The organism is Bradyrhizobium sp. WSM4874, assembly GCF_055811835.1.
Genome location: NZ_JBVVPR010000022.1, coordinates 115,919 through 135,319, shown reverse-complemented (window position 1 = coordinate 135,319; position 19,401 = coordinate 115,919). Strand labels below are relative to the sequence as shown.

Here is a 19,401-nt window from a genome sequence, read left to right as displayed (position 1 = left end):
CGCCAGGCCGACGTCTTCACCGACCTCGTCGAGCTGCAGTCCAAGCTCGGCCGCGACCCGTCCGAACGCCCCGCCCCTCGTGACCGCGGCGACCGCGAGGCGCGCCACCACGCCCCGCAGTTCCTCCAGCGCGCGACCACGATGGCGCCGGCGAGGGGCGATGACGACTTCGAGGAGTGAGGCGGCCCGGTCAAGCCGCCAGCCTCTCAGCCTCGTCCCCGACCGTGACTGTCCGCTCTGTCCGCGCCTGGTCGCCTTTCGCGAGGCGAACCGCGCGCGCGAGCCCTTGTGGCACAATGCACCGGTTGCGCCTTTCGGCGACATCAAGGCGCGCCTGCTGATCGTCGGCCTTGCGCCGGGGATGCAGGGCGCCAACCGCACCGGCCGTCCCTTCACCGGCGATTATGCCGGCGACCTGCTCTACGCCACGCTGCTCGAATACGGCTTCGCCAAGGGCCAATATCAGGCGCGTCCCGACGACGGCCTGAAGCTGGTCGACTGTCGGATCGCCAATGCGGTGCATTGCGTGCCGCCGCAGAACAAGCCGCTGCCGATCGAGATCAACACCTGCCGGAAGTTTCTCGCGGCGAATCTCGCAACGATGCCGAACCTGCGCGCGATCGTCGCCCTCGGGCGCATTGCGCACGATACCGTGCTCAAGCCGCTGAACCTGAAGGGATCGCAAGCCCCCTTCGGCCACGGCGCCGTGCATCAGGCCGGCGCATTCAGGCTCTACGACAGCTATCACTGCTCCCGCTACAACACGAACACCCGCGTGCTGACGCCGGACATGTTCCGCTCCGTGTTCGCGAAGGTGAAGGCCGACCTCGACTAATCCTTAGACAAGCCCTTGGCCGGATTGGCCTTCAGCCAGTCCAGGACATCGCCGGCGTTCCGGTCGGGCGGAAACACCGGATAGAACACATGCGTGATCCTGGCGTCGTCGACGATCAGCGCAAGGCGCTTGATCAGCGTCAGGCCCGCGACGTCCATCGTCGGCAAATTCAGGGCGCTCGTAAGCGCCAGCTTCTCGTCCGAGAGCACCGGGAACGGCAGATGCAGCCGCGAGGCCATCTCGGTCTGGTACGCGTTGCTTTGGGTCGAGAGGCCGTACACCTGCGCGGCGCCGGCGGCCTTCAGCTCGGCGAACAGATCGCGAAATGCGCAAGTCTGCGGCGTGCAGCCGCGCGCGCCCGGGATCATGTCCCAATCATCGACCAGCGCGATCTTGCCGGGCTCGCCGGTACGCGGATAGGCGAACACCACGGTCCGGCCACGCAGCGCCGACAGCGCGACTGACGTGTCGTCGGTGGCGAGCAGGCTGACCGGCGGCAGCGTCATTCCTTTCAGGTGCGCGGCTCCGCCGTCGTCCGCTGGTGCGGGAATCCGGGTCCAATCAACCTCGAGCAGGTTTCTCTGAGTCATCCCGCTATCCCCTCGCCCGCATCAGGCGGCCCTTCTCCCGGCTCCAGTCGCGCTTCTTCTCGGACTCGCGCTTGTCGTGCAGCTTCTTGCCTTTTGCAACCGCGAGCTGCAATTTGGCGCGACCACGCTCGTTGAAGTAAAGCTTGAGCGGGATCAGCGTCATGCCTTCGCGGTCGACCGCACCCATCAGCTTGTTGATCTGCTTGCGATGCAGCAGCAGTTTTCGCGGCCGCTTGGGCTCGTGATTGAAGCGGTTGCCCTGGAGATATTCGGGAATGGTGGCGTTGATCAGCCAGATCTCGCCGTCCTTGGAATCGGCGTAGGATTCCGCGATGGTGCTCTTGCCGCCGCGGATCGACTTGACCTCGGTGCCGGTCAACGCAATGCCGACCTCGATCGTATCCTCGATCGCATAGTTGAAGCGGGCCTTACGGTTTTCCGCCATGACCTTGATCGGACGTTCGTTCTTGTCGGCCATGGATGACAAACCTGATCGGGATGCGCGAGGACGCTAACAGTTTGGATGAAGCGCGCGCGTCAAGACTTCTTGAGGAGATCGCGGATCTCGGTCAGCAGCTCGACCTCGGCCGACGGCTTTGGTGGAGCGGCAGGCTGCGCCTCGTCCTTGCGCTTCAACTTGTTCATGGCACGGATCACCAGGAACAGCACGAAGGCAATGATGATGAAGTTGATTGTCAGCGTGAGGAAGTTGCCCCAAGCCAAAACGGCGCCCTGCTTTTTCGCGTCCGCGAGATTTGCGGCGGTGACCTTGCCCGAAAGCGGCGTGAAGTAGTTCGAGAAATCGAGGCCGCCGGTCGCTGCGCCGATGATCGGCATGATCACGTCGCCCACCAGTGACGTCACGATGGCGCCGAAGGCCGCGCCGATGATGACGCCGACTGCGAGGTCGACGACGTTGCCCTTCATGGCGAACTCGCGGAACTCCGTGAGCATCCGCGTGCCTCTTGCCTCAATCGCCATGAAAGCTCCCCGATCGGCTAGCGCGTCAGTTGATGAGGCCGGCATGAACCATCGCGCTGCGCACGGCAACGCGGGTCGGCTCGGTGACCGGCACCATCGGCAGCCGCAACGTCTCGTCCAGCTTGCCGAGCAGCGACAGCGCGTACTTGATCGGCGCCGGATTGCTCTCGATGAAAAGGTTGTTGTGCAGCGGCATCAGCTTGTCGTGCAGCTTCAGCGCGGTGGCATGATCGCCCTTCGCCCAGGCGGCCTGGAACTCGGAGCACAGCCGCGGCGCGACGTTCGAGGTGACCGAGATGCAGCCATGGCCGCCATGGGCCATGTAACCGAGGATGGTCGCATCCTCGCCCGAGAGCTGGTTGAAGTCCTCGCCCATCGCCGCGCGTTGCTGCGAGACGCGGACCATGCTGGCGGTGGCGTCCTTGACGCCGGCGATGTTCTTCAGCTCCCACAGCCGCGCCATGGTGTCGACCGACATGTCGATCACCGAGCGCGGCGGGATGTTGTAGATGATGATCGGAATCCCGATCGCGTCGTTGATCGCCTTGAAGTGCTGGTACATGCCTTCCTGGGTCGGCTTGTTGTAGTAGGGCGTCACGACCAGAACCGCGTTCGCGCCCGCCTTCTCGGCGTGCTGGGCGAGCTCGATCGCCTCCTTGGTCGAGTTGGAGCCGGCGCCGGCGACGACAGGCACGCGGCCTTTCGCTTCCTCGATGCACCATTCGACGACCTTCTTGTGCTCGTCATGGCTCAGCGTCGGGCTCTCGCCGGTGGTGCCGACCGGGACCAGGCCGTTGGTGCCCTCTGAAATCTGCCAGTTGACCAGGGAGCGGAACGCCGCCTCGTCCAGCGAGCCGTTCTTGAACGGCGTGACCAAGGCAGTGAACGATCCCCGGAATTTCGTCTTGGCTGCCATGGACTTCCTCCGTACGCGGCAATCTTGAGCAAGCCGCATTCATATCGGGTCTATCCCGCCGGTAAAAGACCCGCCTCGGCGTGACGCACCGTTTAGGCCGCGATTTTGCCGCGGTGGTGGTGCAAACCCGGCAAAGGTAAGCGGCTGTTGGTATTTTGTCCGCATATTCAATCAAATACAGCCAGATCTTGTACAGCTGGGTCTTGAGCCAATTGACTGATTCGGGGCGACGAAACGCCGTGATCTCCTTTCCGCGCGCCGCATGGCGATCCACTACTCTGATCGTGTGCCTGATGGCAGGGCTGTCGGCCGGCTGCGCCGCCTGGGCCAAATCCAACGAGACAACCGCGGAGACCGTCAAGGAAACCGCGAAACCGTCGGCCAAACCAGCCGCCAAGGACACTACGAAGGGGGCGTCCAAGGGAACCGGCAAGGAAACTTCGAAGGGCGCAACCAACGGCGCGACCAGTGCCCCCGCCAAGGATGCCGCGAAGAAGCCTGCCAAGGATACTGGCAAGGATGCTGGCAAGAACGCAGGCAAGGAACCTGCGAAGGAGAAGCTGAAGCCTACGGCGGCCGCGCCAAAGTCAACGCCGACCGCTGGCGGCTCGGTCCCGAAGACCGCACCCGCGCCGGCTGCGACGGCCACCGTCAGACCGACCGCCCCGGCCCCCGCCAAGCCCCTCGCGGCTCCTGTCCTGGCCCCGGCGACCCGCCAGCATGCCGCCCCGCGCAAGCCGGTCACACCGGCTGCGGTTGCCGCGACCTCCTCGACGTCGCAAGCCGACAAGGACACGCTGGAGACCGTGATCGAGCTCGTGCGCAAGCGCAAGGCGGGCGACGCCAGCAGTGCCGCGGCTACGATCTCCGATCCCGTCGCGCGAAAACTGGCGGAATGGATCATCCTTCGCAGCGAGGACAATGGCGCGACTGTGGAGCGCTACCGCGCCTTCCTATCCGCCAATCCGAGCTGGCCGTCGCAGACCTTCCTCCGCCGGCGCCTGGAAGCCGCGATGTGGGACGACAGGCGCGACGACCAGGTCGCGTGGTCGTGGTTCGAGAACGAATCCCCCGTGTCCGCCAAGGGCCGCTTCACGCTCGCCAAGGCGATGCTGGCGCGCGGCGACCGCGCCAACGCCGAACGTCTGGTGCGCGATGCCTGGCGCAGCGACCCGATGTCGGAAGACACCGAGAACAACGCACTCGACCAGTTCGGCGCGCTGCTGACACCCGGCGATCAGAAGGCGCGGATGGACACGCTGCTCTACGGCAGCGAGAACGAGGCCGCACTGCGTGCTGCGAAGCGCCTCGGGGCCGGCTATGTCGCACTCGCCAAGGCCCGCATCGCCTCCCTCAAGAAAGCGCCGAACGCTCGTGCGCTGCTCGACGCCGTGCCGCGCGAGCTGCACGGCGATCCCGGCTTCATCTTCAGCAAGATCCAGCTGCTGCGCCGCGAGGAGAAATTTGCCGAAGCCGCCCAGCTCATGCTGTCGGCACCGAAGGATCCGGGCCGGCTCCACAATCTCGACGAATGGTGGATCGAGCGGCGCCTCCTGGCGCGCAAGATGATCGACACCGAGGAATTTCGCAGCGCCTATCTGATCGCGCGCGATGCGGCCCTGCCCTCGCGCGACATCTACAAGACCGAGCAGGAGTTCACCGCCGGCTGGATCGCGCTGCGCTTCCTCAACGATCCCGCGGCCGCCACCCAGCATTTTGCCCGCATCGGGATCGGCAGCGTCAATCCGACGGCGCTGGCGCGCGCCGGCTATTGGCAGGGCCGCGCCGCCGAAGCTGCGGGCCGCCAGCAGGAGGCGCGCAACGCCTACGCGCGAGCAGCCGAGCAATCCACCAGCTATTACGGCCAGCTCGCACGCGCCAAGCTCGGCCTGCCGCAGATCGAGCTCAACGCGCAGCCGCGCAGCCGCGGTGCCGAACGGCTGGAGATCGTCCGCGCCGCGCAGCTGCTCTACGAGCTCGACGAGCGTGAGATGGCGATACCTGTTCTCGCCGACATGGGCGAGAACGGCGATCCCGAAGCGCTTGCCGGCCTCGGCGAGCTCACCCAGCGCTACAGCGACGCGCGCGGCATGCTGCTGCTCGGCAAGGCCGCGCTCAATCGCGGGCTGCCGTTCGATTTCTATGCCTATCCCGTCAACGGCATTCCGCAGTTCACGCCGATCGGCCCCGAGGTCGAACGCAGCATCATCTACGCCATTGCGCGGCAGGAGAGCGCCTTCAATCCTTCGGTCGTCTCGCCGGCGCAGGCCTATGGGCTGATGCAGGTGACGCCGGACGCTGCGCGCTATGTCTGCAAGCGGCACGGGGGGACCTACGATCTGGGGCGTCTGAAGAACGATTCGGCCTACAACGCCACGCTCGGCTCGGCCGAGCTCGGTGGGCTGCTCGAGGACTATCGCGGCTCCTACATCATGACCTTCGCCGCCTACAATGCCGGCCGCGGCAGTGTGAAGAAGTGGATCGATCGCTACGGCGATCCGCGCGACCCCAAGGTCGACGCGGTCGACTGGGTCGAGCTGATCCCGTTCTCCGAGACGCGCAACTACGTGCAGCGGATCATGGAGAACCTTCAGGTCTACCGCGCCCGCTTCGGCGGCGGCACGCGGTTGCAGATCGAAGCCGATTTGCGCCGCGGCGCCGGCAGCGTGGAGTAGCGATCATCCTCCCTCGACGCGCTGCGGTGAGTCCGTTGGCGGCGGGGGCCATCGTCGCCAGGACTTGAGCCACCGACGAAGAGCTGGGGTGCGATCGTCAGGCGGGCTTTCTCGCGATGTCCGTTGGCGGCAAAGCAAAGGGAGAACTATTGGCCTTCATTGCGGCGGCGCCTGGCGCGACGGGCGGCTCCCTCGGCCGGCGAGCGAGTTATCCCGACTATAATAGTGAGAGCGCCTTTCCCGCAGCCTGACACGGGACCCGTCGGCCGATCCGAGAGCGATCACCGCTCCTCAGCTTGTGGCGAATCGGGGAAAGAGGCAATCAAATCAATCACTTGCAAATGCATCACTCGACAGAGGCGATCGGCGACGAAGGCAGTCGTCCCCCGCGCGAGTGATCCGATCTAATTTGATAGCAAAATCAGTCGTTTACGTGGATAAAGGGAGCCTTTGTCCGCGCCAAAACCGCTCATCATACAGGCGCCAGAACCTCCAGCTTTGTGTCCGTTATCGCGGCGTTACGTTCTCGCCCCGGGAGCAAACCGCTTGGTTTCGGAATTCGCTGGGAATATTCGAGCAAAAACACACGCTTCCAAATTGACCAGCCCAAGTAATTAGATGCATAAGGCTCGCACCGGAGAGGTGGCCGAGTGGCTGAAGGCAACGCTTTGCTAAAGCGTCATACGGTCTCAAGCTGTATCGAGGGTTCGAATCCCTCCCTCTCCGCCACTCCTCAGCAGAATCTGAGATCTGTGCGTTCCTTCACCTGACACCCGACGGCGGTCTCATGCCGCTCCGAACCGGATGGAGGACCACAAGGGAACCTGATTCAGCGAAAGCCAGGTTCACCTCCGAAACGACGTCCGGGACCTGATTCTCCGCTCAGTGGGCGGAGACCCACGCCCTCGCGTCGCGCTGCGCGGCCGAGATATCGGCGTCCGACATCTGTCCGGCGACTTCCTGGCGCAGCGTCACGGCGTCCTTGCGGCCCTTGAGCGCGGCGAGGTTGAACCATTTGTGCGCGGCGACGAGATCGACGAGACCGGATCGTCCGCTCGCCCAATAGAGGCCGCGCTCGAACAGCACGTCCGACAGCGCGCCTGCGTCGATCGGCGTCGCCGTCTCCAGATCGAAAGTACCCTGAAACATAACGCATCCCCTTTTTTCTTATGCCGCCTCGTCCCCCGAGCGCGGCTCCCGTCCAATCAACTGTTCAACTCATCCCCGGGGCTTCTTGCCCGTGCCGTTTGCCGGCTTGTTGGAGGTAATGATGGCGGGCAAATTTGAATGGCAGTTTAAGTATCGCGATGAAGCAGACGTAAACGCGCCCGCCCCAGGGGCGCACAACAAATGCAAGAAGTCCCGGTTTTGCAGGCACTTCTGCAATTCGTCAGATTCGGTTTACCTTGGGATTTTGGGAGAACGATAACCATCGCGCACGGTGACGCGTGTCCTGTGGTGTCCCCGCCCGCTGTCGTCACCGGTATTCCAGAGACAGCAATGGTCCCAGGAGAAGCCGCGGCGAACTGGATCGCCAGGTCGGAGCCAGGCGACGACACGGCGAATGGAGAAGCGGCGCGTGAACAGCGTGCAACAGCGCCGCAGCCTCCCTGCTCAAGAAGCGCGCGCATATGAAGAAACATATGGCTGGAAGCTCGACTGCGGCCATCCTTCGAGACGCCCGCCTGCGGCGGGCCGTCAGGATGGGGGATGAGTATGCGGCAGCATCAACGCAGATGGACGCAGCCGAGCCTTATCCTGAGGAGGCCGCGAAGCGTTCGTCTCAAGACGAGGCGCTCGCTCAGGCGTCGCCGAGACGTCATATGCGAGAGCCCGGCCTGCTCAAGGCAGCACAGCCACGTCGCGGTCAGACCAGCAATGTCGGGAGATGGGAATGCCGGCAATACCCCGGCCTCAAGAGAACGAGGGCGTCGGCGAACACGTCAGGACCAGATTCCACGTTGGCCCGAAGGCCGCTTGTGAAATTGCGGAGCCCCTTACGGAGAACCGCACCGAACGAAGAAAACCTGTTTCTTCTGCCGGACCGCGCTTAGCGAGCGAACCCGCGAAGAGAACGATCCGACCGTTGACCTGATGTCTCGCCGACACCCTCTATCGTCGACCAGAACCTTTTGAGAGGCGCTGATGACGTGCCGGCTCTCTAGGAGCCGGCAACTTCAAAAAGCGAAGTTACTTCTTCTTGGCGACCTTGCGGGTCTTCTTCGCAGTCTTCTTCACTGCGCTCTTCGCCTTCTTCGCCTTCTTTGCCTTCTTAGCTTTCTTGGCCATGTTGCCCTCCGATGTGTGAGATGGCTTAATCGCTGCATGCAGTCGGGGATCGAGTGCACACTCATCCCGAATACACCAACACAACGAAAAAAACAGCGTCTCGCTTAAAGAAGTGTTGACGGCGAAACGCGCCTGCGCTGGCGAACGCGATGCAAGCGGACTGCATGAGTTGTGCTTGCGATCGCAGAGAGTGCCCGCGGCATCGACGTTTGCAAAAGATACGACTGCAGAAAAACACTATGCAGCAAGTATTTTCTTGCACGCGCACATCGCGCGCGATCGATGTCATGACCTATCGCGCCGATCGCGCGAGCGCCTCGCGAAGGCGCTTCGCGGACTCTGAGTCGCGACTTTTGGCAACGAAAATATTTTCATGATTAACGGCGCGCGGGCTCGTCGGAGCGTGTGCAAGTCGCCGTTTTGCGCGAATCGCGTGACGGCGATTCGGTCGGCGTATCGCGTTCGATCGGGATGAAGTTCGTCGCCGAGGATGCGCGCGAGCGTCGCATCGCGAACCGAAAGCGAGGTGACGACGCCTGTCCGTCACCTCGTTCGAACGCGCGAGGTCAGATGCCGAGCTTGGACTTGAGCAGCTCGTTGACGCTCTGCGGGTTGGCCTTGCCGCCGGATGCCTTCATCACTTGGCCGACGAACCAGCCGAGTGACTGCGGCTTGTCCTTGACCTGCGCCGCCTTGTCGGGATTGGCTGCGATGATGTCGTCGACAACCTTTTCGATCGCCGAAAGATCCGTGACCTGCTTCATGCCGCGGCTTTCGACCAGCGCGCGGGGATCGCCGCCCTCCTGCCAGACGATCTCGAACAGATCCTTGGCGATCTTGCCGGAGATCGTACCCTCGCCGATCAGGTCGATGATGCCCGAGAGCTGTGCGGCATCGACCGGAGAGTCCGTAATGTCCCGGCCTTCCTTGTTGAGACGACCGAACAGCTCGTTGATCACCCAGTTGGCGGCGACCTTGCCGTCGCGCGCGCGGTTGGCGAGCTTCTCCAGCACGGTCTCGTAGAACACCGCGCTCTCGCGCTCGGCGACCAGCACGCCGGCGTCGTAGGCCGACAGGCCGAGATCCGCGACGAAGCGCGTCTTCTTCTGGTCCGGCAGCTCGGGCAGCCCAGCCTTCAGTTCGTCGACGAAGCTTTGCGAGAACTCCAGCGGCAGCAGGTCGGGATCGGGGAAGTAGCGGTAGTCGTGCGCCTCTTCCTTGGACCGCATCGACCGCGTCTCGCCCTTGTTGGGGTCGTAGAGCCGGGTCTCCTGGTCGATCGCGCCGCCCTCCTCGAGGATTTCGATCTGGCGCCGGGCCTCGTACTCGATCGCCTGGCCGATGAAGGTGATCGAGTTCATGTTCTTGATCTCGCAGCGGGTGCCGAGCGGCGCGCCGGGCTTGCGCACGGAGACGTTGACGTCGGCGCGCAAAGATCCCTTCTCCATGTCGCCGTCGCAGGTGCCGAGATAGCGCAGGATCGAGCGCAGCTTGGTCACATAGGCCTTGGCCTGCTCGGCATCGCGGATGTCGGGTTTCGACACGATCTCCATCAGCGCCACGCCGCAGCGGTTGAGGTCGACATAGGACATGGTCGGCGACTGATCGTGCAGCAATTTGCCGGCATCCTGTTCCAGATGCAGCCGCTCGATGCCGATCGTGGCGGTCTTGCCGCCGTCCAGTTCGACCACGACCTCGCCCTCGCCGACGATCGGCGACTTGTACTGGCTGATCTGGTAGCCCTGCGGCGAGTCCGGATAGAAATAGTTCTTGCGGTCGAACACCGAGCGCAGATTGATCTGGGCGTTCAGCCCGAGTCCGGTCCGGACAGCCTGCCTGACGCATTCCTCGTTGATGACCGGCAGCATGCCCGGCATCGCCGCGTCGACCAGCGACACATGCGTGTTCGGCTCGCCGCCGAACGCGGTGGAGGCACCGGAGAACAGCTTCGCGTTCGACGTCACCTGAGCGTGGACCTCCAGGCCGATGACCATCTCCCAGTCACCGGTTGAGCCCTTGAGAAGCTTGTGCGTGGCCGTGCTCATGTCTTGCTCCCGAGCAGCGTGGCAGCGACGATCCGCTCCCACTCTGCTTGTAATGAATCCCTTGCCACGGGCTGGCCGGCCTGGCGGTACCAATAGCCGGCATTGCCGAGGTCGCCCTCGACCCGGTGCAGATAGGCGTGCACCCAGGCGGCCTCGCGGCTGCTCTCGTCCTGGACGATTCTGTGCGCCTGGTCCCAGTCACCCTTGGCGGCCCACCACAGTGCGGCGAGCGGCGCGCTGAGATCCGGCGGCGGCGCGGCGCCGTCAAGGCTGGCGATATACGCCGCCATGCTCACCACCATTTCGCCGGCGTGAAGCGGCCGGCGGCCTGCTCGATCACCTCGCCGAGCGAGAACAGCGTCTCCTCGTCGAATGGCCGGCCGATCAGCTGCAGGCCGAGCGGCAGGCCCTGCGCATCCTTGCCGGCGGGCACGGCGATGCCCGGCAGGCCCGCCATGTTCACGGTCACCGTGAAGATGTCGTTGAGGTACATCTCGACGGGGTCCGCGCCGCCCTTCTCGCCGATGCCGAACGCCGCCGACGGCGTCGCCGGCGTCAGGATCGCGTCGACGCCCTTGGCGAAGCAATCCTCAAAGTCCTTCTTGATCAGCGTGCGCACCTTCTGGGCACGCAAATAATAGGCGTCGTAATAGCCGGCCGAGAGCACGTAGGTGCCGATCATGACGCGGCGCTTCACCTCGGCGCCAAAACCTTCTGCGCGGGTGTTCTCGTAGAGTTCGTTGATGTTTCGGCCCTGCTCGCGCAGGCCGAAGCGCACGCCGTCGTAGCGGGCGAGGTTGGAGGACGCCTCCGCCGGCGCCACAATGTAATAGGCCGGCAACGCGTATTTGGTGTGCGGCAGCGACACCTCGACGAGCTCGGCGCCGGCCGCTTTCAGCCAGGCCGCGCCCTCGCTCCAGAGCTTTTCGATCTCGGCCGGCATGCCGTCGAGACGATACTCCTTGGGAATGCCGATCCGGATGCCCTTCACGGACTTGCCGATCGCAGCCTCGTAATCCGGCACGGGCATGTCGACCGAGGTCGTGTCCTTCGGATCGTGGCCGGCCATCGAGCGCAGCAGTATCGCGGCATCGCGCGTGCTGCGCGCGATCGGACCGGCCTGGTCGAGCGAGGAGGCAAAAGCGACGATGCCCCAGCGCGAACAGCGGCCGTAGGTCGGCTTGATGCCGACGGTCGCGGTGAACGCCGCCGGCTGACGGATCGAGCCGCCAGTATCGGTCGCGGTCGCACCCATGCACAGCAGCGCCGCAACGGCCGAGGCCGAGCCGCCGGACGAGCCGCCCGGCACCAGCGTCGTGTTGGAGCCATCACGCCGCCAGGGATTGCCGACGGGGCCGAAGCACGAGGTCTCGTTCGCCGAGCCCATCGCGAACTCGTCATTGTTGAGCTTGCCCAGCATCACCGCGCCGTCGCGCCAGAGCTGCGAGGTGATGGTGGACTCGTAAGTCGGCACGAAATTGCCGAGGATTTTCGAGCACGCGGTGGTGCGGACGCCCTTGGTCGCAAACAGGTCCTTGATGCCGAGCGGAATGCCGGCGAGCGGTCCCGCATCACCCTTGGCGATCTTCTCGTCGACGGCCTTCGCCATGTCACGCGCGCGGTCGGGCGTCTCCATGACGAAAGCATTGAGCACGCGCGCGGCTTCGATCGCGTTCAGATGCGCGTCGGTCAGCTCAAGGGACGTAAAAGTCTTGGCCGCGAGGCCCTTGCGGGCCTCCGCGAGCGTCAGCGATGTCAAATCGGTCATTTATTGATCGGGCTGCAGAAGAACGGAGACAGGGACTTGTCGTTGGCCGGGTCGTCTTTCTTGGCGGCCGCTTTCGCAGCCGCCTCGATCTCGTCGAGCACGGCATTGACGGCGACGTTGGGGTCGGCAGCCTTGCCCTGCCGCTCCATCTTGTCGAGATAGTTCATGTAGGCCTGATAGGCCTTCTCGTCGTCGCAAAGCATGCACATCGACAGCGTCCTAAGACTCTTTAGTTTGACGCGTTTTCTTTATGCGAACCGGTTTCCACTTCGCTCGAAAACGCTATGTAAATTACTCGACGACCTTGGGTACAAGATAGAAGTGACCTTCGGTCGCAGGCGCGTTGGCAACGATATCGTCGGCGATCTCGCCGTCATTGACCAAATCCTGCCGCTTCTTCATCTGCATCGGGGTGACCGAGGTCATGGGCTCCACACCCTCGACATCGACCTCCGAGAGCTGCTCGACAAAAGCGAGCATGGCGTTGAGCTCGCCCTGCAGATGCGGAACCTCGCCCTCTGAAACCGCAATGCGCGCCAGATGCGCGATGCGGCGGACGGTAGCGGCGTCGACGGACATTATATAAGGCCTCTCACGGCAAAACCTATGTGCCGTATAGCAGAGGCCGCTTTTGCGCCGCAACCGGCCGCGGGACCTATCCGGCGAGGGCCTTCATCCGGGCAAGCGCCGATTTGGCGAGATCCCGCGTCAATTCCGCTGCCGGGACCTCGCGGCCCAGGGCGATCGCCTGCCCGGCCCAGAGATTGGTGAAATCCACCCTGCCCTGCTTTTCGGCAGCCGCCTTCAGCGGTCCCAGCGCCGTTGCGGCATGGGGAAATGGCGGCGCGTCCGGCGAAATCGGGCCCGCCTCGCGCATCAGGCGGTTCTGGACGCCGCGCGCCGGCCGCCCGGTCATGACATTGGTGATGACGGTTGAATCATCCCGCCCCTCGGCGAGCGCCGCGCGTGCCGCCGCACCGACCTTGGATTCCGGACAGCGCAGATAGGCACTTCCGATCTGCACGCCGGCCGCACCGAGCGCGAAGGCGGCTGCGATGCCGCGGCCGTCCGCAAGGCCGCCGGCCGCAATCACCGGGACCTTCACCGCGTCGACCACCTGCGGTACCAGCGCAAAGGTGCCGGGCTGTTCCGAGATCTTGTCGGTCAGGAACATGCCACGATGGCCGCCGGCCTCCGCACCTTGTGCGATCACCGCATCAGCGCCGTGCTGCTCGAGCCAGACCGCTTCCTTCACCGTCGTCGCCGAGGAGATGACGAGACATCCAGCCGCCTTGACCCGCTTGAGCAGCGCGTCCTCCGGCAAGCCGAAATGGAAGCTGACGATCTCCGGCTTCAGCTCCTCCACGACCTCGCAGAAGCCGGCGTCGAACGGCGCGCGGTTCGCGGCATTGATGGGTGCGGCGGGATCGAGGCCATGCTCATTGTAGTAGCCCGCGAGGCGCTGTTTCCAGCGCGCCTCCGCCTCGGCCGTGAGCTCGACCGGTGTGTGGCAAAAGAAATTCATGTTCACCGGCGCGGAGACGCGCTGCCGGATGATGTTGACCTGCTCGCGCGCCTTCTCCGGCGACAGCATTGCGCTCGGCAGCGAGCCGAGCCCGCCGCCTTGCGCAACGGCGATCACCAACTCCGCGTCCATTACGCCGGCCATCGGCGCCAGCACGATCGGGAATTCGGTCTTGAAGAGATCGATCAGTCGACGGTTCGGCCACATGGTTGTTCTCTCGCACTTTAGGCGGACACGCTGGAATTGCGCCGACCGGTTAGCAGTTGCTCGGCCTCGGTCGCAATCCGTTCGACGATTTCGGCGGCAGACGGAATATCATGGATCAGGCCGACCGCCTCGCCCGCGATCACCGCGGCGATGTCGAAATTGCCGGCTGCCTTCGCGGCCGCATAGTCGGCCCCGACCGCGGCGACATTCTGCATCAGTTCGACCTCGCGGCCGATCCAGCGTCTGGCGTGATCGTTGACAAGGCACCGGCCGGTAAACGGCGCGGGCCAGACATTGTTGCGGGAGAGATCGAAAATGATTCCCCGCACCGTTGCGCCACTATCTGCCGCGCAGATGCGCCGCTTGGCCTCTTCCGCACCATCGGCCTCCTGGCTCGCGTAGAAGCGCGTGCCGAGCAGCACGCCGCTTGCACCGAGCATCATCATGGCCGCAAGTCCCCGCCCATCGGCAATGCCGCCGGCCGCGACCACCGGCACACGACCCGCGGCAAGATCGACGATTGCCGGCACGAGATCCATCGTGGTGCGCGAAGCGCCGTGACCGCCGGCCTCCGTCCCCTGTGCGATCAGGATATCAGCGCCCGCATCGAGCGCTTGCCGCGCCATCGTCTCGTCCTGCACCTGGCAGATCAGGCGTGCACCGGCGCATTTGATGCTCGCCGCGAAGGGTGCGGGATCGCCGAACGACAACATGATCGCGGATGGGTTTGCGGCGAGCGCAATGTCGAGAAGTTCGGGCCGCTTGGCGAGGCTCCAAGTTATAAAGCCGATCCCGAACGGCGCCTTCATGCCGGCGAGCTTGGCAATCTCCTGCTCCAGCCAAATCCTCTCGCCGTAGCCGCCGCCCAGGATGCCGAAGCCGCCGGCGCGGCTTACCGCCGCCACGAGGCGGCTGCCTGCCACGACGTCCATCGGCGCCAGCAGGATCGGATGCTCAATCTCCAATAGCGTGGTCAGCGACGTCGCGATCGGCATGGCACCTCCCAGGTCTGGACAGTGAGACTAGGCGCGAATACCATTCTCTAAAATTGAAATCTTGCGAACGCTGCCATCTCAAAAGAGAAACGATATTATGGAACTCAGCGACATCCAGACCTTCGCCGCCGTCGCCCGTACCGGGGGCATCACCCGCGCGGCCGAAGAGCTCAACACGGTGCAGTCCAACGTGACCCAGCGCGTGAAGGCGCTGGAGGCGGAGATCGGTACGCCGCTGTTCGAACGCCATAGCCGCGGCATGACCCTGACCGGCGCGGGCAAAAGGCTGTTACCTTACGCGCAACGGATGTCCGCACTGGCGCGCGAGGCCGTGCTCGCGGCCTGCGACGACGGCGAGCCCAAGGGACCGCTCGCGATCGGCTCGATGGAAACGACCGCGGCGGTACGGCTGCCGCCATTGCTCGCGGACTTTCATCACCGCTTTCCAGCCGTCCGGCTGAGCCTGCGCACCGCGCCCACCGCCGACCTCGTCGCTTCCGTGCTCGAAGGCACGCTCGACGGCGCCTTCGTCGCAGGTCCGATCGCGCATGCCGATCTCATCGCGACAAGCGCGTTCCGCGAAGAGCTGGTGCTGGTCAGCGCGCGGCGCTGGGCCACGCTGGCCGAGCTGCGCGCCGGCACGCCGGAATCCGGCCCGACCGCGCTGGCGTTCCGCACCGGCTGCACCTACCGGCAGCGGCTGGAACAGATCTTTGTCGAGTTCGGCTGGCCGTCAGCCGCACGCTTCGAGCTCGGCACGCTCGACGGCATGATCGGCTGTGTCGCCGCCGACATGGGCGTGACGCTGCTGCCGCGCGCCGTCGTCGAACGTAGCGCGATCAACGGCAGCGTGTCGATCCACGCACTGAGCCATTCGCACGCGCAGGTCGAGACGCTCTTCATCCAGCGTCGTGCCGGACATCAAACCAGTGCGCTGAGCGGGTTTGCCGGCTGCCTGAAGCAAGACGACGAAGTCATCGCAGCCTGAGATGCCAGCGCGTTCCACCGCGCGAAATTCACCGTCACAAATCTGTCGCACTTGATCCGATCGACGCTGGGCGCAGCGAGTGCTGCGTTCAGCCGCCGCAGCATGGCACCGCGAAAAGTTTTGAAGCCCGCGGCTTTTCTACGTTAGGATGAGCGACTGGCCAGCGCGAAATCATAACGAAGCCAAACACCGGCAAAAACATCGGGAGGACTATTGATGCGCAATACGCTCGTGTTGTGCTGTGTCGCCGCGTTGTCTGCGACGATCGAAACAGCAAGCGCCCAAGACTGGACCAAATCGAAATGGGGGCCGAACGACGAGATCGGTGCTGCCAACTACATGACGCCCGAACTCGTGCTGAAGGCCGCATCTCTGGTGAAGACCGGAAAGACCTACGCACTCGGCATTCCCGTTACGTCCAGCACGCCGGCCTATCCGCCGCGCAGCTTCAAGATCACCGTGGTGCAGCCGGGACAGGCGGGCAGCGCAGGTCTCGGACCGAACAAGGCGACCTATAACGACGACATCCTGGACACATGGGTCGGCATCGGCAGCCAGCTCGACGGCCTCGGCCATCTCGGCGTCGAGCACGTCTACTACAATGGCAACAAGCTCGCCGACTTCGCCGATCCCACCGGGTTGAAGAAGCTCGGTATCGAGAAGGTCCCTCCGATCGTCACCCGCGGCGTGCTGCTCGACATGGCGGCGTATTACAACACTGATATCGTGAAGGAAGGCACCGCCTTCAACGCCAAGGAGATCGACGAAGTCGCCAAGAAGCAGGGCGTCGAGATCCGACAGGGCGACGTCGTCATCTTCCACACCGGCTGGCTCAGCCTGATCGGCAAGGACGACAAGCGTTATTCGGCAGGCGAGCCCGGTCTCGGCGTGGAAGGCGCAAAATACCTGACCAGCAAGGGCGTCGTCGCGATCGGTGCCGACACCTGGGCGCTCGAGGTGCTGCCGTTCGAGTCCAAGAACGTGTTCGAGGTGCACCAGATCCTGCTCGCGATGAACGGGACCTACATCCTCGAGAATATGGACACGGCCGCGCTCGCCCGGGACAAGGGCTACGAATTCCTGTTCGTGCTCGGCCAGCCGCGCTGGACCGGCGGCGTGCAGGCGATGATCAACCCGATCGCGATCCGTTGATCGGGAGCTGCCCATCACGGGCGAGGATGGCCTGCCGCCCGGCAGGCCGCCTCGCCCGCTTTTCGTTTGTCCCGCCCGTCATCGCGGCCTGAGATGCCTACGCCGCAGCGCGACGACGGCCCGGATCGCCTGGGGTCTCGCAACACCCCTCCGCAGCATACCCGACCGCGTCCGCCTAGATTCGGATCTCCTCGTAGGACTCGATGAGACGCGGGCCGACCGAGGTCTCCTCGTGCGAGTCCGCGTCGGCAAGATTGCCGAAGCCGAGCTTGGTCAGCTTCGCAAGATCCGCAATCGAGACCTGAAATACGCTGACATCTTCCTCGGACATGCGCTCGAGCAGATCCGCCTCCTCGATCCGGTCGATCCCCATGACCAGCTCTCTCTGGCTCATCAGGAATGCCGCCGCCTTGAGGACATCGTCTTCGCGGTCGCGCCGGATCAGTATCTTCCAGAAATACTTCGGAATCTGGATACCACCGAAGCTCGGATCCTTGTGCGGCCGACCGGACGGATTGGGCAGGTTGGATCCATCGGCGTCCGGTCCGTTGAAGACCGGTCCGTTCATCACGATGCCCTTCTCCTTGCCTTCAAGCAGAACATTACGCGTGTAATCCTCCAACCCTGCCCAAAGCTGCTTGCCCTGGTTGAACGAGAAGAACTGCGGCGAGCAATTGGTGAAATGGAAGGAATCGTCGCCGTGTTGCTTGGCCTTGGCGACCGTATCGCCCCAGGTCGCATCCAGGCGGCGCACGAGATGCCCGCGGTCGAACGGATTCTTGCTGCGATCCGCCTCGAAAGTGGCCTGCTTGCGGTAGAACTCGTCGCCGATCTGGGCGTCCTCGTCGATGCGCGGATCGCGCAGCCAGGAATCACCCTCGCGCTTGCCGACGTCCTGCTGCTTTCCGCCGTCGATATTGACGCAGCTGAAGAAGGCAAGCCTGCGCTGCTTGTTCATGACGACGCTATAGTTGAAATACTTCAGCTCGAACTGTTTGGACTTCCCCTTCAACATCGCAATCTCGGGTTTAAGTTCAGCGGGAATCTTCGGCAAGGCGACGGAGAATTTGCCGCTGCCGAGAAAATTAGCCTTGAATCCCGGACGGGATTTAAGCGTGCTCTGGTCGATATGCACTGCCTCCATGGGCAGACCGTTGTTCGCGCTGATGTGAGGCAACAAGCCGACCGGCGGAGCGACCAAAGGCCTGCTGCCGTTCTGCTTGCCGCCATTCGGTGCCCCTCCGTTGCCTCCGGCCGGGACTGGCAGGCGAGCCAACGGAGGCAAAGAAACATCCTTCCTGAACATGGGCAGCGGCACGCGAAACGGGACCACCAGCGACGTGCCGTCGACGGATTGCTCGACCCAGACGTTGGTGCCGTACGGCGCTGTCACGATCGAAGGCGGCTGGGCTCTCTGGACCTCGTGCCGGGTCGGCGGCTCAACCTCGTCAAGAACCGGTCTGATCAGGGCATGGGAACCAACGGCAATCTTGAGATCGGCAACGATTGCACTGATCCGGATGCCTTCGTTGGCGATCCAGTCGATCGAGATTTCATCCATCGATGGATCCCAAACCTTGCCGTCCTTGGTGAGAGTGCGGCCCTGCGCATTTTTCTTTGGAATACCGCTGTGGTGCAGCGCGACCACCTGCCAGAAGCGGTTGAACGCCGGCGAACCAGACGACCCGGCCGTCGTATCGGTGTTATACCAGAGGAAGTCTCCGACATATTTAAGCAGCTTGTTCTCGCGGACGCAGACCTGCTTCATCTGTCCGCTGGGATGCTGGATGATGGTGAGGTACTCGCCGGGGTCCGCCTTGCCGGGCGCACCGCTGAGCGGCAACCAACCCCAATTCTCGAGCTCCTCGTGACCTGACAGCGAGGTCGGCGCCATCGCGACGATTGAGAAATCGAGTCTGTCGTTGGTGTAGAAGAATTTGGCCGGTTCGAATCCGAACCGGATCGGCACCCGCTCTTCTCCCGAAATGTCCAGCTCATAATCGAAATCGGCGATCGAATTGGCTGCGTCGACCGGCTTGCCGAAAACGTGATGGTTCGTCATCAGCAGGCCCGGCCCGATCAGAAAGCCCGAACCATAGCCGAGCAGATTCGACTTCATGTCCCTGAGCTGAATGCGACACACCGAGCGCGAGGCCGCGGTGCCCTTGGCGAGATAGTTGATGCTGTCGAGATCATTGCCCTGGATGATCCGCTCCAGGCCAATCTCTGCCGCCTGCACGTTCCCCGTCTCCGCGAACAGCTGGCGCTGGCGCAGGATTTTCTTGTCGGAGCTTATCTGGATCGGGCCATCGCCTAAATTTCGGTTCAGGGCTTCAGGTGAAAACTCGGCCTGCTTAAATCGCCTTTCTGAGCCCGCGATCAGGCTTGGCTTGATGAGCATGATGACCTCTCAAAAATGACTGGACGAATCTGGA

Annotated in this window: 17 protein-coding genes, 1 tRNA gene and 1 pseudogene; 6 read left to right on the top strand and 13 right to left on the bottom strand. The window is 63.7% G+C overall.

Going from position 1 to position 19,401, the window contains the following annotated elements; translation table 11 throughout:
• Nucleotides 1-180: pseudogene (locus AC0L3P_RS22850) on the top strand (LabA-like NYN domain-containing protein); the annotation flags it as partial.
• Nucleotides 161-835 carry a uracil-DNA glycosylase gene (locus AC0L3P_RS22845; RefSeq protein WP_275167886.1) on the top strand — a complete coding sequence of 225 codons (675 nt, stop codon included), beginning with the start codon at nucleotides 161-163 and terminating at the stop codon, nucleotides 833-835. The pseudogene AC0L3P_RS22850 and the gene AC0L3P_RS22845, both read left to right, overlap by 20 nt.
• On the opposite strand, the gene AC0L3P_RS22840 is transcribed toward AC0L3P_RS22845, so the two are convergent.
• From AC0L3P_RS22840 to dapA, 4 genes are read right to left on the bottom strand one after another with little or no spacing between them, the layout of a single operon-like run.
• Nucleotides 832-1,425 carry a peroxiredoxin gene (locus AC0L3P_RS22840; RefSeq protein WP_275167887.1) on the bottom strand — a complete coding sequence of 198 codons (594 nt, stop codon included), beginning with the start codon at nucleotides 1,423-1,425 and terminating at the stop codon, nucleotides 832-834. The genes AC0L3P_RS22845 and AC0L3P_RS22840 overlap by 4 nt on opposite strands.
• A gap of 4 nt (nucleotides 1,426-1,429) precedes the next feature.
• Nucleotides 1,430-1,903, bottom strand: a complete 474-nt coding sequence (gene smpB, locus AC0L3P_RS22835; protein WP_275167888.1) for an SsrA-binding protein SmpB — start codon at nucleotides 1,901-1,903, stop codon at nucleotides 1,430-1,432.
• Between the two features lie 59 nt (nucleotides 1,904-1,962).
• Nucleotides 1,963-2,379 carry a large conductance mechanosensitive channel protein MscL gene (mscL, locus tag AC0L3P_RS22830; protein WP_473305171.1) on the bottom strand — a complete coding sequence of 139 codons (417 nt, stop codon included), beginning with the start codon at nucleotides 2,377-2,379 and terminating at the stop codon, nucleotides 1,963-1,965.
• A 52-nt stretch (nucleotides 2,380-2,431) separates the two neighbouring features.
• Nucleotides 2,432-3,322 carry a 4-hydroxy-tetrahydrodipicolinate synthase gene (dapA, locus tag AC0L3P_RS22825; protein ID WP_007603384.1) on the bottom strand — a complete coding sequence of 297 codons (891 nt, stop codon included), beginning with the start codon at nucleotides 3,320-3,322 and terminating at the stop codon, nucleotides 2,432-2,434.
• Between the two features lie 293 nt (nucleotides 3,323-3,615).
• Here dapA and AC0L3P_RS22820 point away from each other — a divergent pair, with 293 nt between their 5' ends.
• Both AC0L3P_RS22820 and AC0L3P_RS22815 read left to right on the top strand, forming a co-directional pair.
• Nucleotides 3,616-5,997 (top strand): lytic transglycosylase domain-containing protein, encoded by a 2,382-nt coding sequence (locus AC0L3P_RS22820; protein ID WP_275167890.1) that lies wholly within the window; start codon nucleotides 3,616-3,618, stop codon nucleotides 5,995-5,997.
• Between the two features lie 636 nt (nucleotides 5,998-6,633).
• A tRNA-Ser gene (locus AC0L3P_RS22815) sits at nucleotides 6,634-6,726 on the top strand.
• Nucleotides 6,727-6,879: 153 nt separating this feature from the next.
• Here the strand turns inward: AC0L3P_RS22815 and AC0L3P_RS22810 are convergent.
• The 8 genes from AC0L3P_RS22810 to AC0L3P_RS22775 all read right to left on the bottom strand — a co-directional run bounded on the left by AC0L3P_RS22810 (nucleotide 6,880) and on the right by AC0L3P_RS22775 (nucleotide 14,826).
• Entirely contained in the window at nucleotides 6,880-7,146 is a 267-nt protein-coding gene (locus AC0L3P_RS22810; protein ID WP_275167891.1) for a hypothetical protein, read from the bottom strand.
• A 1,706-nt stretch (nucleotides 7,147-8,852) separates the two neighbouring features.
• Nucleotides 8,853-10,331, bottom strand: coding sequence for an Asp-tRNA(Asn)/Glu-tRNA(Gln) amidotransferase subunit GatB (gene gatB, locus AC0L3P_RS22805; RefSeq protein ID WP_275167892.1), 1,479 nt, complete (start codon nucleotides 10,329-10,331; stop codon nucleotides 8,853-8,855).
• Nucleotides 10,328-10,633, bottom strand: a complete 306-nt coding sequence (locus tag AC0L3P_RS22800) for a hypothetical protein (protein ID WP_275167893.1) — start codon at nucleotides 10,631-10,633, stop codon at nucleotides 10,328-10,330. Before AC0L3P_RS22800 ends, gatB begins: the two co-directional genes overlap by 4 nt.
• Nucleotides 10,624-12,099: an Asp-tRNA(Asn)/Glu-tRNA(Gln) amidotransferase subunit GatA gene (gene gatA, locus AC0L3P_RS22795; protein ID WP_275167894.1), complete on the bottom strand. Its 1,476-nt coding sequence runs from the start codon at nucleotides 12,097-12,099 to the stop codon at nucleotides 10,624-10,626. The genes AC0L3P_RS22800 and gatA overlap by 10 nt, the downstream gene beginning before the upstream one ends.
• On the bottom strand, nucleotides 12,096-12,308 hold the full coding sequence (locus AC0L3P_RS22790; protein WP_007611210.1) for a hypothetical protein: 213 nt from the start codon (nucleotides 12,306-12,308) through the stop codon (nucleotides 12,096-12,098). The genes gatA and AC0L3P_RS22790 overlap by 4 nt, the downstream gene beginning before the upstream one ends.
• An 82-nt stretch (nucleotides 12,309-12,390) precedes the next feature.
• A complete protein-coding gene (gatC, locus tag AC0L3P_RS22785) occupies nucleotides 12,391-12,678 on the bottom strand; it encodes an Asp-tRNA(Asn)/Glu-tRNA(Gln) amidotransferase subunit GatC (protein ID WP_275167895.1) in 288 nt (95 codons plus the stop codon).
• 76 nt (nucleotides 12,679-12,754) lie between these two features.
• Complete coding sequence (locus AC0L3P_RS22780; protein WP_275167896.1) at nucleotides 12,755-13,831, bottom strand: NAD(P)H-dependent flavin oxidoreductase; 1,077 nt, start codon at nucleotides 13,829-13,831, stop codon at nucleotides 12,755-12,757.
• Between the two features lie 17 nt (nucleotides 13,832-13,848).
• A complete protein-coding gene (locus AC0L3P_RS22775; protein ID WP_275167897.1) occupies nucleotides 13,849-14,826 on the bottom strand; it encodes an NAD(P)H-dependent flavin oxidoreductase in 978 nt (325 codons plus the stop codon).
• A 97-nt stretch (nucleotides 14,827-14,923) separates the two neighbouring features.
• Here AC0L3P_RS22775 and AC0L3P_RS22770 point away from each other — a divergent pair, with 97 nt between their 5' ends.
• Complete coding sequence (locus AC0L3P_RS22770) at nucleotides 14,924-15,814, top strand: LysR family transcriptional regulator (protein ID WP_354210734.1); 891 nt, start codon at nucleotides 14,924-14,926, stop codon at nucleotides 15,812-15,814.
• A gap of 216 nt (nucleotides 15,815-16,030) precedes the next feature.
• A complete protein-coding gene (locus AC0L3P_RS22765) occupies nucleotides 16,031-16,966 on the top strand; it encodes a cyclase family protein (RefSeq protein WP_275167899.1) in 936 nt (311 codons plus the stop codon).
• 175 nt (nucleotides 16,967-17,141) lie between these two features.
• Here AC0L3P_RS22765 and AC0L3P_RS22760 read toward each other — a convergent pair whose 3' ends face one another.
• On the bottom strand, nucleotides 17,142-19,367 hold the full coding sequence (locus AC0L3P_RS22760) for a DNA/RNA non-specific endonuclease (protein ID WP_473305157.1): 2,226 nt from the start codon (nucleotides 19,365-19,367) through the stop codon (nucleotides 17,142-17,144).
• Between the last annotated feature and the right edge of the window lie 34 nt (nucleotides 19,368-19,401).

Coding starts and splice junctions, on each gene's coding strand:
- gatC (WP_275167895.1), bottom strand. CDS start 12,678: ATGTCCGTCGACGCCGCTACCGTCCGCCGCATCGCGCATCTGGCGCGC.
- gatA (WP_275167894.1), bottom strand. CDS start 12,099: ATGACCGATTTGACATCGCTGACGCTCGCGGAGGCCCGCAAGGGCCTC.
- AC0L3P_RS22780 (WP_275167896.1), bottom strand. CDS start 13,831: ATGTGGCCGAACCGTCGACTGATCGATCTCTTCAAGACCGAATTCCCG.
- AC0L3P_RS22770 (WP_354210734.1), top strand. CDS start 14,924: ATGGAACTCAGCGACATCCAGACCTTCGCCGCCGTCGCCCGTACCGGG.
- AC0L3P_RS22800 (WP_275167893.1), bottom strand. CDS start 10,633: ATGGTGGTGAGCATGGCGGCGTATATCGCCAGCCTTGACGGCGCCGCG.
- AC0L3P_RS22790 (WP_007611210.1), bottom strand. CDS start 12,308: ATGTGCATGCTTTGCGACGACGAGAAGGCCTATCAGGCCTACATGAAC.
- AC0L3P_RS22810 (WP_275167891.1), bottom strand. CDS start 7,146: ATGTTTCAGGGTACTTTCGATCTGGAGACGGCGACGCCGATCGACGCA.
- AC0L3P_RS22840 (WP_275167887.1), bottom strand. CDS start 1,425: ATGACTCAGAGAAACCTGCTCGAGGTTGATTGGACCCGGATTCCCGCA.
- AC0L3P_RS22760 (WP_473305157.1), bottom strand. CDS start 19,367: ATGCTCATCAAGCCAAGCCTGATCGCGGGCTCAGAAAGGCGATTTAAG.
- AC0L3P_RS22820 (WP_275167890.1), top strand. CDS start 3,616: ATGGCAGGGCTGTCGGCCGGCTGCGCCGCCTGGGCCAAATCCAACGAG.
- AC0L3P_RS22765 (WP_275167899.1), top strand. CDS start 16,031: ATGCGCAATACGCTCGTGTTGTGCTGTGTCGCCGCGTTGTCTGCGACG.
- smpB (WP_275167888.1), bottom strand. CDS start 1,903: ATGGCCGACAAGAACGAACGTCCGATCAAGGTCATGGCGGAAAACCGT.
- AC0L3P_RS22775 (WP_275167897.1), bottom strand. CDS start 14,826: ATGCCGATCGCGACGTCGCTGACCACGCTATTGGAGATTGAGCATCCG.
- dapA (WP_007603384.1), bottom strand. CDS start 3,322: ATGGCAGCCAAGACGAAATTCCGGGGATCGTTCACTGCCTTGGTCACG.
- gatB (WP_275167892.1), bottom strand. CDS start 10,331: ATGAGCACGGCCACGCACAAGCTTCTCAAGGGCTCAACCGGTGACTGG.
- mscL (WP_473305171.1), bottom strand. CDS start 2,379: ATGCTCACGGAGTTCCGCGAGTTCGCCATGAAGGGCAACGTCGTCGAC.
- AC0L3P_RS22845 (WP_275167886.1), top strand. CDS start 161: ATGACGACTTCGAGGAGTGAGGCGGCCCGGTCAAGCCGCCAGCCTCTC.